Origin of the sequence: Enterococcus saigonensis, from assembly GCF_011397115.1 — a bacterium.
Taxonomy (GTDB): Bacteria; Bacillota; Bacilli; order Lactobacillales; family Enterococcaceae; genus Enterococcus_C; species Enterococcus_C saigonensis.
This window is the reverse complement of the sequence record NZ_AP022822.1, coordinates 972,975-986,595: the sequence shown is the minus strand read 5'-3', so window position 1 is coordinate 986,595 and position 13,621 is coordinate 972,975. Positions and strand designations below refer to the sequence as shown.

At 36.1% G+C, this 13,621-nt stretch carries 13 protein-coding genes; 3 read left to right on the top strand and 10 right to left on the bottom strand.

Annotated features, from left to right (window positions below; translation table 11 throughout):
- Positions 1–70 precede the first annotated feature (70 nt).
- On the bottom strand, positions 71–292 hold the full coding sequence (locus tag EsVE80_RS04610) for a YneF family protein (protein WP_071863680.1): 222 nt from the start codon (positions 290–292) through the stop codon (positions 71–73).
- A gap of 115 nt (positions 293–407) precedes the next feature.
- The gene (locus EsVE80_RS04605) at positions 408–1,367 is read right to left on the bottom strand and encodes an IS30 family transposase (protein ID WP_000222573.1); all 960 of its coding nucleotides are present in this window, start codon (positions 1,365–1,367) and stop codon (positions 408–410) included.
- A 145-nt stretch (positions 1,368–1,512) separates the two neighbouring features.
- Between EsVE80_RS04605 and ndk the strand changes: the two genes are divergently transcribed.
- On the top strand, positions 1,513–1,950 hold the full coding sequence (ndk, locus tag EsVE80_RS04600) for a nucleoside-diphosphate kinase (protein WP_173102658.1): 438 nt from the start codon (positions 1,513–1,515) through the stop codon (positions 1,948–1,950).
- Between the two features lie 63 nt (positions 1,951–2,013).
- Here the strand turns inward: ndk and EsVE80_RS04595 are convergent, their stop codons facing one another.
- Positions 2,014–2,904 (bottom strand): deoxyribonuclease IV, encoded by an 891-nt coding sequence (locus tag EsVE80_RS04595; protein WP_173102657.1) that lies wholly within the window; start codon positions 2,902–2,904, stop codon positions 2,014–2,016.
- Positions 2,905–3,184: 280 nt separating this feature from the next.
- On the opposite strand from EsVE80_RS04595, the gene EsVE80_RS04590 reads away from it, so the two are divergent.
- Entirely contained in the window at positions 3,185–5,668 is a 2,484-nt protein-coding gene (locus EsVE80_RS04590) for a transglycosylase domain-containing protein (protein WP_173102656.1), read from the top strand.
- A gap of 162 nt (positions 5,669–5,830) precedes the next feature.
- Here EsVE80_RS04590 and ccpA read toward each other — a convergent pair whose 3' ends face one another.
- Entirely contained in the window at positions 5,831–6,832 is a 1,002-nt protein-coding gene (ccpA, locus tag EsVE80_RS04585) for a catabolite control protein A (RefSeq protein WP_173102655.1), read from the bottom strand.
- Positions 6,833–7,030: 198 nt separating this feature from the next.
- Here ccpA and EsVE80_RS04580 point away from each other — a divergent pair, with 198 nt between their 5' ends.
- Positions 7,031–8,137 carry a M24 family metallopeptidase gene (locus EsVE80_RS04580; RefSeq protein WP_173102654.1) on the top strand — a complete coding sequence of 369 codons (1,107 nt, stop codon included), beginning with the start codon at positions 7,031–7,033 and terminating at the stop codon, positions 8,135–8,137.
- A 154-nt stretch (positions 8,138–8,291) separates the two neighbouring features.
- Here EsVE80_RS04580 and EsVE80_RS04575 read toward each other — a convergent pair whose 3' ends face one another.
- The 6 genes from EsVE80_RS04575 to hprK all read right to left on the bottom strand — a co-directional run bounded on the left by EsVE80_RS04575 (position 8,292) and on the right by hprK (position 13,475).
- Complete coding sequence (locus EsVE80_RS04575) at positions 8,292–8,969, bottom strand: YtxH domain-containing protein (protein ID WP_173102653.1); 678 nt, start codon at positions 8,967–8,969, stop codon at positions 8,292–8,294.
- A 19-nt stretch (positions 8,970–8,988) separates the two neighbouring features.
- Positions 8,989–9,423, bottom strand: coding sequence for a DUF948 domain-containing protein (locus EsVE80_RS04570; RefSeq protein WP_173102652.1), 435 nt, complete (start codon positions 9,421–9,423; stop codon positions 8,989–8,991).
- A 186-nt stretch (positions 9,424–9,609) separates the two neighbouring features.
- Positions 9,610–10,500 carry a UTP--glucose-1-phosphate uridylyltransferase GalU gene (galU, locus tag EsVE80_RS04565; RefSeq protein WP_173102651.1) on the bottom strand — a complete coding sequence of 297 codons (891 nt, stop codon included), beginning with the start codon at positions 10,498–10,500 and terminating at the stop codon, positions 9,610–9,612.
- A 16-nt stretch (positions 10,501–10,516) separates the two neighbouring features.
- Entirely contained in the window at positions 10,517–11,536 is a 1,020-nt protein-coding gene (locus EsVE80_RS04560) for an NAD(P)H-dependent glycerol-3-phosphate dehydrogenase (protein WP_269474247.1), read from the bottom strand.
- Between the two features lie 119 nt (positions 11,537–11,655).
- Positions 11,656–12,486, bottom strand: coding sequence for a prolipoprotein diacylglyceryl transferase (lgt, locus tag EsVE80_RS04555; protein WP_173102649.1), 831 nt, complete (start codon positions 12,484–12,486; stop codon positions 11,656–11,658).
- Between the two features lie 47 nt (positions 12,487–12,533).
- Positions 12,534–13,475, bottom strand: a complete 942-nt coding sequence (gene hprK / locus EsVE80_RS04550) for an HPr(Ser) kinase/phosphatase (protein ID WP_173102648.1) — start codon at positions 13,473–13,475, stop codon at positions 12,534–12,536.
- Positions 13,476–13,621 lie beyond the last annotated feature (146 nt).

Genomic DNA, 13,621 nt, shown 5'->3' with positions numbered 1-13,621 from the left:
CTTACCACCAGATAGACACAAAAAAAGACGGGCTGAAAAAATCAGCCCGTCACGACAGAAAGCCAAAAGATTATTTTTTCCCTTGGTTTTTCATTTGCTGCATCATTTGACGAATTTTTTTCTCTGAGGGTTTTTGGCCCATCGACATCATCATTGAACGTAACATTTCCTCGTTAACGGGAGGATTTTTTTCCAGATAGTCTTTCATATATTTACGTGCTAAGAAAAAGCCACCGACTGCACCTAGTAAGGCAGCAATAATTGCAATAAGTACTACGATTGATGTTGACATGAAAATCTCTCCTTTCTCTTATAGTCTCACTGTGTCATTTTACTAGAAAAATATCAAAATGAAAAGAGCTTTTCGCAAGGCAACAAAAGAAAGCGTTTTCTAAATATCTTAATTGTCAAATTAAGTTAGACAAATCATCAATACTTACGTAACTCAAAAATACTTCCAAAGGTGTTCGATAATTCAGTGATTTTCTAGGAATATTATTTCGTTTCGATGCGACAGATTGAATAAAAGATTCATCTACTGAATTGAAATCCATAGATTTCAATAAACCATCTCTACGTAACAATCCGTTAGAATTCTCGTTTAGGCCTCTTTGAGACGGCGTTCCTGGATCAGCGAAATAAATGGCAATATCATTGGCATTACTGATCTGTTTCCAATTTGAAAATTCCTTTCCACAATCAAAAGTGATGGATTTGAATAGATTTTTCGGTACAGATTCAAACCAATGATTTAATTTGTTTTCAATATCAATCGCTTGTCTACCACACGGTTTCAATGTGATGATAACTTTTGATAATCGTTCAACTAAGGTAATTACAGCACTTTTATGTTTCAAACCTACGATAGTGTCACCTTCAAGGTGACCAAACTCATTTGAGAATTGGCTATAATCTTTTTCACGTTCATGAATAGAGCGACGGAAAGCTTGTTTTCCACGTCTTTCTTGATGTCCATTTGGTTTACGCTTGCCTTTCATCGGTAAGTCAGAAGGATTAAATAGCCCCTTTTTGAACATACGATAAATGGTACGAGCAGAACAACGAATAGGAAACGCTGCACGACCAACAATCACATCGGGTGTCCATCCTTGAACAACCTTTCTTTGAATATATTCTGATTGTTCCTCAGGTAAAACAAGCGGGCGTCTACCACAGTTTGATTTGTTTTTCTTATACTGTTGATAGTACTCTAAGGCTGATTTTCCTTGCTTGAAGAACAGGTATACTTTATGGATCGTTTGTCTTGAACGATTCAAGCAATGCGCAGTTTTCGCAACAGATTGATTTATTTTGAAATAAGACTCTATCATTACAAGTTCATCCGTTGTAAGATGGGTATAGGTCATTTGTACTCACTCCTTATAATTCTTTGGACGGAACTATTTTGAGTGTAGCACAAATGACTTTTTTAGTTGTCTAGCTTAATTTTACAATCGGCGATATAAAAAACATGCTATGCTAAGTTTATAAATATTTTTTGAGGTGAGTGTAATGGAAGAAAAAACTTTAATCATCATTAAACCAGATGGTGTCAAACGTCGTTTAGTCGGGCGAATTATCAGTCGTTTTGAAGAGCGACTACTGACAATTGAAGCAATGCGCTACGGTTTGTTAACCAAAGAAACCGCCCGAGCCCACTATGCTCATCTTGCAGATAAGCCATTTTTTCAGGACATCATTGACTATATGACATCAGGACCTGTCGTTTGTATCGTTTTAAAAGGTGAAAATGCCATTGAGATGGTTCGCAAAATGATTGGGCAAACAAATGCTTTGGAAGCTGCTCCTGGCACAATTCGTGGTGATTTTGCTACTAACAAGTCACAAAATGTAATTCATGCTTCTGACTGCGCTGCAGCAGCAGAAATTGAAATTACACGCTTCTTTAGCGAAGTGTCCTTGGCGACAGTCAAACATGAAGTAGAATAAAAAAGTAAAGTATAGCGGGCAGATTGATTGCCGCTGTACTTTACTTTTTATTTTAAGGCAGAATTATTGTGCAATAATTTTTTCCAATAAATTTGGATCAAAAACACCCCGACGTAACATAGCAATTTCAAATTTATAAGGTGGCTTTTTGCTTTTTTTATCTTCTCCAACATAAGGTGTTTCAAGTATTTTAGGCAACGCAGCTAACTTTTTGTGATTTGCTATATAGTGTAGTGCTTCAAAGCCAATCGTTCCAAATCCTAAATTAGCATGTCGATCTTTTTTAGAACCTTGTGGATTTTTAGAGTCATTTAAATGAACAACTTTTAAACGTTCTAAACCAATTACTCGGTCAAATTCTGCTAAAACACCGTCGAAATCCTCTCTTACATTATAACCAGCATCATTTGTATGACACGTATCAAAAGTAACAGATAATTTATCATTCAATGTTACACCATCAATAATTGCGGCCAACTCTTCAAAATTACGTCCAATTTCTGTACCTTTACCAGCCATTGTCTCTAACGCAATTTGAGGAATTTGATCTTTTGTTAAAACTTCATTTAATCCTTTAATAATTTGCGCAATGCCCGCTTTTGTTCCAGCACCAACATGAGCTCCAGGATGCAATGTAATTTGTTTAGCTCCAAGTTCTTGGGCACGTAAAATTTCAGACCGCAAAAATTCAATGGCAAAGCCAAAATTTTGTGGTTTAATGGTATTTCCTAAATTAACAATATAAGGTGCATGGACAACAAAATCATGCATCGCATTTTCTTGCATCATTTTTTTACCAGTAGCAATACTTTCTTGATCCATCTCACTACGTCGGGTATTCTGTGGTGCGCCAGTATAAAGCATAAAAGTATTGGCCTCATAACTTACTGCTTCTTCAACAGAAGAAAGTAAGGCCTTGCTAGCTTTAAAGGAAACATGGGAACCTATTAACATATCTTCACTTCTTTCATGGTTATTTTTTATTATTGTAATTAAGCTAGCGGTAAAAAGAAATTTTTACGCTCATTTTTTAGTGTTAAATAAAAAGCAACGTCATTATCCTTTGTTTTAGTATATCGCAAAAAAATATTAAGAAAAGGCTTTTTACACCCATTTTATTCCTTAAAAGTTTGGTTTTTTCTTAGTATTTCCCCACCATAATAGTAGAAATCTATCTATTTAAGAACTTTTTTGCTATAATGACACGGTAAATTTAAAACTGAGGTGAAAGTCATTGCCTAAAAAGCAAAAACATCATGATGAGCCTTTTTCTGATCGAAAAAAAGGCTGGTTTTACTTTAATATCTCATTACGGGTTTTGCATTCCTTAATTTTAGTTGGAATTTCGTGTCTGATTATTGGTGGTGCATTAGCATTAGGAATTGGTGCCGGCTATTTCGCTTATTTAGTCGAAGATACACCAGCACCAAAAAAAGCGACTATGCAAAAAGAATTAGGGGACGTATCGCAAACCTCTAAATTAACTTATGCCGATAACAGTTCGATTGCTACCATCCGTTCTGATTTATTTCGAACATCTGTAAAGTCAGATCAAGTTTCTGACTTACTCAAAAAAGCGATTATTGCCACCGAGGATGAATACTTTTATGAACACAATGGTGTAGTACCAAAAGCAGTCGTCCGTGCACTATTATCAGAAGCAACTGGTTTTGGCGGCGGTGGTGGTTCTACTTTAACGCAGCAATTAGTCAAGCAACAAGTTTTAACCAGTGAGACTACTTTCAAACGAAAAGCAAATGAAATTCTTTTGGCTATGGAAGTTGAAAAATTCTTTAGTAAAGATGAAATAGTGACGATGTATCTAAACGTCTCACCTTTTGGTCGTAACAACAAAGGCCAAAATATCGCCGGCGTTCAAGAGGCAGCAAAAGGTATTTTTGGGAAAGATGCTAAAGATGTTAACTTGCCACAAGCAGCTTTTATTGCCGGCTTGCCACAAAGTCCGATTATTTACAGTCCCTTTGATAACACGGGTAAATTAAAAGAAAATGTCACTGCTGGCTTAGAACGAAAAGATTTTGTCCTTTTTAGTATGTACCGTAATCATGATATTAGTAAAAAAGAATACGAAGCAGCTAAAAAGTATGATCTGAAAAAAGACTTCTTAAAACAACAAACGCAAAATAATGATGACCATGGTTTCTTATATTATACGGTTATGAACGAAGCTAAAAGTATCGTTGCTCAAAAATTGGCTAAAGACGATGGCGTCTCCACTCAAGATTACGAAAAGAAAAAGACCAAAGAGGCATATCTTGAAAAAGCGCAAAATGAATTAGTCAACGGTGGTTATACAGTTAAGTCGACTATTGACAAAAAAATCTATGATGCTATGCAAAAGGGTGTAGCAGAATATGGTTACATGTTGGACAATTATAATGGCGATAAAATCGAAGTTGGAAATGTCATGATGGATAATGCAACTGGAAAAATCCTAGGCTTTATTGGCAGTCGTGATTTCAGTGATAATCAAAATAACCACGCCTTTGATACTTCTCGCGCGGCAGGTTCTACGATTAAACCGATTTTAGTATATGGTCCGGCCATTGACCAAGGTCTAATCGGTAGCCAAACCCGCATTTCGGATTATCCAGCTAAATGGAAAGCCGGCGAAGATGCTGGCAAAGAAATTGTTAATGCTACTAATAAGGGGTCAAAAACGTTTCAAACAGTTGAGGATGCCTTAGCAGAATCGACCAACATTACGGCATATCATGTTTACCAAGAATTACAAGAAAAAAAATCAGCAGACTTTGTCTATGACAATTATTTGGCGAAAATGAACTTTCCGGCCAATAATTCTTGGAATGTTGAATCTGCCCCATTAGGACCAATGGATGTCACCACAGTTCAGCAAACAAATGGTTTTCAAGCTTTAGCAAACGGTGGTGTCTACCAGCAAGGTTATTTGATTGAATCCATTACGGACAGTCAAGGAAAAGATATTTACAAACATGAAAATAAACCTGTTCGAATCTTTTCCAAGGCAACTGCATCAATCATGAATAATTTGATGCGTAATGTTTTAAGTCAAGGAATCACTACCCCCTTTAAGTCTACTATCAGCAATTTAAATTGGTATCTAGGCCAGGCAGACTGGGTTGGCAAGACTGGATCTTCTGATTATTATCGCGATTCATGGCTAATTGTTTCAACACCAAAAGTTACTATTGGCAGTTGGTCAGGAATGGATAGCCAAAAAGAAAAAAATGACAACGGTGCTGGAACGAGAACGGGGAATTACATGGCTTATTTAATTAATCGCATTTATATGGCTAATCCAGATATTTTTGGTACCGATCAAAAATTCAAATTAGATGCTTCAGTAAAACAAGAAACAGTGGCTAAAGCTACTGGCGAATTACCAGGTAGTATTAGCTATAACGGCGCTACTATGCAAGTTCCAAACGATACGACAACTTCTCTTTGGGCAAAAAATGGACCCGGAGAAAGTAATTACCGTTTTGGCATTGGTGGCACAGATGCGAATTACGCCGATTATTGGAATAAAATTTACGCAAAACAAAAAACCACTAATAGCCAACAAAAAAACAACACAACCACTAATGGTAACAGTACTAATAATAATACGAATACTACTAACGGTAATACGACTAGTAACAATTCAAATACCAGTAATGGTGCAACTAATAACAACACAACTAACAATGGTACTGCTAATAATACGGGACAATAATTAAAGCAGGCGAATTTTCGCCTGCTTTTTTTCACTACTATTTTACCAGCGAATCGACCTCTTCTTGCAGGATAAAAAGTGAATTACCTTTTTAATCACATTTTAGCTAATATAAAAACAGCCTCCGCAAGATAGCATGGAGACTGTTTAAAACATACTTTACTATTTTGTTGAACCTTTTTCATCGATACCATAAGGTAAGATGATTGTTTTTTCTTCGACTTCTTCTTTATTCATCATTTTCGTTAATAAGCGCATTGAAACCGCACCGATATCATACAAAGGTTGCGTAATGCTAGACAGTCGCGGACGTGCCACATCTGTTAGTAATGAATTATTACTTGTCACAATTTCAAAGTTCTCTGGCACATTGACACCTTCGTCAACTAGACCGTCTAAAATACCAATTGCAAGTTCATCATCCGTAACAAAAGCTGCTGTTGCACCACTATTTTTTAAGCGAGAAACTAAGGAAATGCCATCTTTAAAGTTATATTTTGCTTCAAAAATTAACCCTTCATTGTACTCTAAATCATTTTCCTTTAAGGCTTCTTTATACCCTTGCAAACGATTTTGACCATTAATTGGATCAATTAACGCACCACTTACAAAGGCAATTTTTTCATTAACATTTTTTGCTAATAGATTAACAGCATCTTTGGTTGCAGTCATATAATCAATATTAACACTACCTACTTGCTCATCTGGATCAATTGAGCCGGCTAATACAACAGGTGTCTTCGAACGCGAAAATTCTCCTCGAATTTCATCGGTAATACGATGTCCCATGAAAATTACACCATCAACTTGTTTTGCTAATAAATTATTTAAGACGTTTACTTCTTTTTGTGTATCCCCATCTGAGTTTGCTAAGATAATATTGTATTTGTACATTGTTGCGACATCATCAATTCCACGAGCTAATGAAGCAAAATACATATTGCTAACATCGGGAATAATAACGCCCACTGTTGTCGTTTTTTTACTTGCTAAACCACGGGCAACAGCATTGGGACGGTAATCCAAGCGATCAATAACCTCCAAAACTTTTTTGCGTGTAGCAGGCTTCACGTTAGGATTGCCATTAACAACACGCGAAACAGTAGCCATTGACACATTGGCTTCTCGGGCAACATCATAAATCGTAATTGTTTGTTTGTCCATTTCATATCTCCTTATTTAATGAATTGATTTGTATTTTCTGAAAATACCATTTACATTTCTTTGTTAGAATAGCATGGAAAGAATCATAATGCAACCGTTTTACTTTCCTTTCCTGAAAATTTTTATCATTTTTCAAAAATTCTTTTTTAAAAGAAGTATGCTAAAATGAAGATGACTATTTTGAAAGAAGGTTTCTATATGAACTTAGTAAAAATTGAAGAGTTAAAGTCCTGGTTAAAATCTCACGATATCCCGTTGGCTTATATTTCCAATCCTGACCACATTGCTTATTATTCTGGTTATAAAAGTGATCCACATGAACGCGTCTTGGCATTGTTTATTTCGGCTAACTCCGATCCTTTTTTATTTACCCCAGCTTTAGAAGTTGAAACAGCTAAGAATAGTAACTGGCAATTTGATGTTTTAGGATATGCTGATAATGAAAATCCTTGGCAATTAATCGTAGCAGCGATTAAAGCACGCTATGATGAACCCAAACAGATTGCAATTGAAAAAAATCATTTAACTGTTGATCGTCTTGAAATCCTTCGTTCGCTTTTATTGCATACAGATTTTAATTTTGATTTAACTCCTATTATTCAACAAAGTCAATTGCGTAAGACTGCTGGTGAAATTAAACTTTTACAAGAAGCTGGAGCTTGGGCTGATGAGGCTTTTAAAATTGGTTTTGCAGCAATACGGGCAAATGCTTCAGAAGCTGAAATCACAGCAGAAATTGAATATCAATTGAAACGAGGCGGCGTTAGCCAAATGAGTTTTGATACTATCGTTTTGGCTGGTGATAATGCAGCCAATCCTCATGGAGCCCCCGGTGAACGTAAGATCATTCCAAACGAATTGGTTCTCTTTGATTTAGGTGTTGTTTGGAAAGGGTATTGCAGTGACGCTACGCGCACAGTAGCCTTTGAGAAACCAACAGCTTTACAAGAAAAAATTTATCAAATTGTCTTAGAAGCTCAATTAGCTGCCCAAAATTTTGTTCGCCCAGGTGTTACTGCAGCTCAAATTGATAAAGTTGCACGTGATGTTATTGAGAAAGCTGGTTATGGAAAATATTTCAACCATCGGCTTGGACATGGTATTGGTACTACCGTTCATGAATTTCCGTCTTTGGTTGAAGGTAACAATTTAGTTATTGAAGAAGGTATGTGTTTTTCAATTGAACCAGGAATTTATTTACCTGGAGAAGTTGGAGTCCGAATTGAAGATTGTATTTATGTCACCCAAGATGGCTGCAAACCTTTTACCAAGACACCCAAAGAATTACAAATTATTACAAAATAAGAAAGATTATCGTATTAAAATCTTCAAAAGCCCAATCTTAGATAAAGATTGGGCTTTTTTGAGCAGAGAGAAATCTTAAATAATTCCGCTTCATTTTACTCTCCATTAACTTACCAGATAAAAAACTGTCGCAAAATTTGCGACAGTTTTTTTGTTATTCTGGATTATTTTCTTCCACTTTTTCTTTTAGTTCTTTTTCCGCTACTTTAAAATCTTTTGCCGCCATCTTTGTTTCCTCTGTCACAACATCTTTTACATCAGCGGTATCAGCTTTTACTTGTGCCGCAACTTCTTTTTTTACATCTTTAGTATTTTCTTTTAAAGATTCAGCCACAGGTTTTGCTTCAGACACACCCTCTTTAAGTGTTTCTTTCATCTCTTTTGCACCTTTAGTTGCGTCAATGACAATATCATCCATGTCCTCTTTTTTATCTTCGGCGATAGCTTGACCTTGCTCTTTTACTTCTGCAGCTGATTTTTTAAATTTTTCAGAGAGATCTCCTGTTTGCTTTTTCAAATTAGCAATGAGATCAGCAGATGAATCTTGTAAATCTTCTAAGGAATCACTTGTCTTGTTTTTTAAAGTATCTGCTGTCTCTTCAGCTTGTTGTGATAATTTAACTGCTTTCTCTTTAGCGATGTCTGTTAAATCATGACTCTTTTCTTTTGCGATATCTGCATAATCACTGGCAAAATCTAACAAATCATCAGTATGGGCAGCTAATTTTTTGCGTAATTCTTTACCAGATTCTGGTGCAAGCAACATTACCGCAGCGGCGGCGGCAGCACCACCTACTACTGCTCCTAATAAAAATCCACTTGTTTTTCCCATTTGAATCCCTCCATTTTATCTATTTACTTTTTGAATTTTCACGTTGTTTATTGAAAAATTTTAATGCTGTTTGACCAACTTTACCCGCCACTGTTGCTTGCGCAGTTGTTTTACCAACTGCACCTAATTTTGCGACTGCATTTTTACCCGAACGATTTAAGTCTGAAATACTTTCACTTAAATCGGCAACTGCGGTAAATAGTGGATCAATGGTGGCCACTTTCCCATTAACATCGTTTAGTAAAGTATTGGTTTTAACCAATAATCCTTCTACCTCACTCGTTAAAACATCCACATCTTTAGTAACTACACGAATTGTTTTATTTGCTTCCTCCACGGTCGTACTGACGCTTGCTACTGTTTTTTGTACTTGGGTTAGTAAACGAATAACAAATACCACTAAGACAGCAAAGGCAATCGCTGCAATTAATGCTGCAATTTCTCCCCCACTCATGCCAAAACTCCTTTCCAACACTGAAATTTTTTAAATTCCGTCATACTAAGCATATCACGAGGTATCTTTTGAAACAAATAAAAAGAACAAATGAATTTTTCTATTTTCCCATTGTACCCCTTTTATAAGCCGCTTCCAAAAACAAAAAACCTACGTAAGAAAAAATCTTTCGTAGGTTCTGTACGTTTATTTTATTTTTTGTTCTTTTTTAAATGTATCCGCTAATTCTAAAATGTAATCCTTTAGACCATCTTTTACTTCAGGATGTTTTAGTCCATAATCAATGCTCGTTTTCATAAAACCTAATTTGTCGCCAACATCATAACGTTGCCCTTTAAATTCCCGCGCAAAAACACGTTGGGTTTTATTTAGCTCATCAATAGCATCTGTTAATTGAATTTCATTCCCCGCACCAGGTTTTTGCACTTCTAAAACATTAAAAATCTCTGGTGTCAATAAATAGCGACCAATAATTGCTAAATCACTAGGTGCTTTTTCTGGTGTTGGCTTTTCAACGAAATTTTTAACATTGTACAGACCAGGCTGAACTTGTTCACCAGGATTAATAATACCATATTTAGACGTATCTTCATGTGGTACTTTCATAACGGCAATTGTTGACGCATGGGTTTTTTCGTAGTCATTAATTAATTGTTTTGTTAATGGTACTTTATCTTCCATTAAGTCATCGCCTAACATAACAACAAACGGTTCGTTGCCGACAAATGCTTTAGCTTGCAAAACTGCATGTCCTAAGCCTTTGGGATGGGATTGTCGAATAAAATGCAAGTTAACATCCGTAGTTTCTTCCACTAATTTTAATAATTCTGTCTTACCTTTTTCTTTTAAATTAGTTTCCAATTCAATATTAGCATCAAAATGATCCTCGATCGGTCGTTTGGCTTTACCAGTTACAATTAAAATATCTTCAATCCCTGATTTTAATGCTTCTTCTACAATAAATTGAATTGTTGGTTTATCAACAATTGGTAACATTTCTTTTGCCATTGCTTTGGTCGCGGGCAAAAAACGGGTTCCTAACCCGGCAGCAGGAATAACAGCTTTTTTTACTTTCATTCTCTAAAACTCCCCGTTAATTCAAAGTAAACTCATTTTCTTTACGACCATCCCGCAACATGATGTCACGAGCGGCATCTTTAATTGGTTTATTATCATACAAAACACTATAAATCGTTTCTGTAATTGGCATTTCAATTTTTAATGTTTGGGCCAACTCCATAGCAGCTTTAGTCGTTGCTACACCTTCAACAATCATCCCCATATTATCTAAGACTTCATCTAGTGAATGACCTTTTCCTAATAAATTTCCAGCACGCCAGTTACGGGAATGAACACTGGTACATGTCACAATTAAATCTCCCACACCACTTAAACCAATGAAAGTTAATGGATTAGCTCCCATCGCCACGCCAAGACGACTAATCTCGGCTAGCCCGCGGGTCATAATGGCAGCTTTAGCATCATCACCATAGCCTAGGCCATGGATTGCTCCTGCACCAATGGCAATAATATTTTTTAAAGCAGCACCTGTTTCAACACCGATAACATCATCATTGGTATAAATTCTAAAATAATCATTCATAAATAAATCTTGAACGTACTCTGCTGCTGCTTGATCAACGCTTGCAGCTGTAATTGTCGTGATGTCATGACGTACCACTTCTTCTGCGTGACTTGGTCCAGATAAAACAACAACAGCTTTACGATTTTCAGCAGGAATTTCTTCAATCAAAATTTCAGAAATGCGTTTATGACTTTCTTGTTCTAATCCTTTAGAGGCATGAATAATTACAGGCTGATGTTTTACATTTTCCGCAAATTCCTTTGCCACAATTCGCATAGCTTTTGTTGGTACAACAAAAAGAGCTGCATCACAATCGTCTAGCGCTTCATTAATATCTTTGACTGCAATAATATTTTCTGGTAGCTTCACATCAGGCAAATAATGACGATTAGTATGGTAGGTATTAATCTCATCAATCTGTGCCGGATTGTTCCCCCAAATTCTTACTTCATGACCATTTTCTGATAAAACTTGCGCTAACGCCGTTCCCCATGACCCAGGTCCTAAGACAGCAATTTTTTGTTTCAAAATAAACCCTCCTTGATTGTAAAGCTTCCTACAACAAATCGTCATAAAAAACTATCTTTCCACGATGAAAAGGTACTATACAAACTTCATTTTAGCACAATTTGACTAGTAGCTGTTAGTTAAATTAAAAAGCGATCTTTACCACGACTGCGGTCATAATCTTTTAGTTCATGGTTATTTTTACGTCGGTAAACTAAAATACCCCAAGCTGCAAAAAACAAGACAAAAGATAACGCCTGAGAAATACGAATAGAACCGAATAAATACAAACTATCGCTTCGCATCCCTTCAATAAAGAAGCGCCCGAAACTATACCAAATAATATAACTTAAGACAACTTCCCCTTCTTTAAAGATTTTTTTATTCCTTAAAATAATTAAGACTAAAAATCCTAATACATTCCAAACGGATTCATATAAAAAAGTTGGCTGCCTAAAATGCCCTTCAATATACATATTGTCGATAATGAATTGTGGCAAATGTAAGTTGGTCAAAAAGTTCTTGGTTGTAATAGCTCCATAGGCTTCGTGGTTCATAAAGTTTCCCCAACGACCAATCCCTTGCGCCAAAATAATACTTGGTGCTGCAATATCCAAGAATTTCCAAATAGGGATAAACTGATGACGACAAAAAATAATTAACCAAATACCTCCAGCTATCAACCCACCATAGATTGCCAGTCCTCCTGAGCGAACGTTAAATATTTGAAGCGGATCAGCCATATATGTTGGTAAATCAAATAAAACATAATAAAGTCTGGCTCCAATCAAGGCTACTGGCAGTCCAACTAGCATAAAGTCTGTCACGTCATCGGCCTTTAAACCAACGCGGACGGCTTCTCGTGAACTTAAAAACATTGCAAGAATAATACCAGTAACAATAATAATGGCATACCAATATATTGCTATACCAAAAAATTCAAAGGCAACTCGATCAACTACTGCTAACATGAAAAAACCTCTATTCCATTAAATTGTCATTGACACAAATAAAAAATTTATAGTTGATTACCTGAATTTTCTTCAATCAATTGACTTAAGCGTTGTTCAAACGTTTTTGTTGCATCATAGCCCATTGCTTTTGCCCGAAAATTCATTGCAGCAACTTCAACAATAATCGCAACATTTCGTCCTGTTTTCACAGGAATTTTAATTTGTGGTATATCAACTTCAGCAATTTGAATGGAAGTCGCTGCTGAGCCTAAACGATCGTAAGTCTTTTCTTTTGACCAACCTTCCAAATAAACGGCTAATTGTACCTGCATACTCCCCCGAACAGCACTAGCACCAAATAAATTCATCACATCGATAATCCCAATTCCGCGGATTTCAATTAAATGTTGTAAAATTCTTGGCGGTTCTCCCACAAGCGTTAGCTCATCTTGCTGATACACATCCACACGATCGTCAGCAATTAGACGATGCCCGCGTTTAATTAATTCCAAAGCTGTTTCACTTTTACCGATGCCACTATCTCCTTGAATTAATACACCCAATCCATAGACGTCTACTAAAACACCATGAACACTGGTTCTTGGTGCTAACAAACTACTCAAATAAGCAGACATTTCGCCTAATAAACGTGATGTTGAAATCGGCGAGCGCAAAATGGCAATATCGAACTCCTCACAAGCATCTATCATTTCTTGTGGAATTGGTAGTCCTCTAGAAACAATAAATGCAGGTGTTTCCTCATTACACATTCTTCTTAAAACCATCAAGCGTTCTTCTGGCATCATCCGTTCTGCAAAAGTAATTTCTTTACTACCAAATAATTGCAAACGATCGTAAGAATAGTAAGTAAAATATCCCGTTAATTCTAGGCCGGGACGTGATATGTCAGCAGTTTTAATTAACCGATTTAATGCTTTTTCTGAACCTGTCACGACTTCCAAATTTAATTTTTCAACCATTTGGATAACTTTGACAACTTCTGCCATGCAATTCCCTCATTTCTTAAAAGTCTAATCTGCCTCATTTTACCATTCTCTTAATAAAGTTACTAGGATAGGGGCACGAAAAAAACAGTTGGAACTAGATTTCCTTGGCTATTATCAAAAGTTATTTGTAAGCCTAATCTGTTTAG

What these genes read in the sequence shown, in the direction of transcription:
- EsVE80_RS04610 (WP_071863680.1), bottom strand. Translation starts at nt 292, where the DNA reads ATGTCAACATCAATCGTAGTACTTATTGCAATTATTGCTGCCTTACTA.
- EsVE80_RS04605 (WP_000222573.1), bottom strand. Translation starts at nt 1,367, where the DNA reads ATGACCTATACCCATCTTACAACGGATGAACTTGTAATGATAGAGTCT.
- ndk (WP_173102658.1), top strand. Translation starts at nt 1,513, where the DNA reads ATGGAAGAAAAAACTTTAATCATCATTAAACCAGATGGTGTCAAACGT.
- EsVE80_RS04595 (WP_173102657.1), bottom strand. Translation starts at nt 2,904, where the DNA reads ATGTTAATAGGTTCCCATGTTTCCTTTAAAGCTAGCAAGGCCTTACTT.
- ccpA (WP_173102655.1), bottom strand. Translation starts at nt 6,832, where the DNA reads ATGGACAAACAAACAATTACGATTTATGATGTTGCCCGAGAAGCCAAT.
- EsVE80_RS04580 (WP_173102654.1), top strand. Translation starts at nt 7,031, where the DNA reads ATGAACTTAGTAAAAATTGAAGAGTTAAAGTCCTGGTTAAAATCTCAC.
- EsVE80_RS04575 (WP_173102653.1), bottom strand. Translation starts at nt 8,969, where the DNA reads ATGGGAAAAACAAGTGGATTTTTATTAGGAGCAGTAGTAGGTGGTGCT.
- EsVE80_RS04570 (WP_173102652.1), bottom strand. Translation starts at nt 9,423, where the DNA reads ATGAGTGGGGGAGAAATTGCAGCATTAATTGCAGCGATTGCCTTTGCT.
- galU (WP_173102651.1), bottom strand. Translation starts at nt 10,500, where the DNA reads ATGAAAGTAAAAAAAGCTGTTATTCCTGCTGCCGGGTTAGGAACCCGT.
- lgt (WP_173102649.1), bottom strand. Translation starts at nt 12,486, where the DNA reads ATGTTAGCAGTAGTTGATCGAGTTGCCTTTGAATTTTTTGGTATAGCA.
- hprK (WP_173102648.1), bottom strand. Translation starts at nt 13,475, where the DNA reads ATGGCAGAAGTTGTCAAAGTTATCCAAATGGTTGAAAAATTAAATTTG.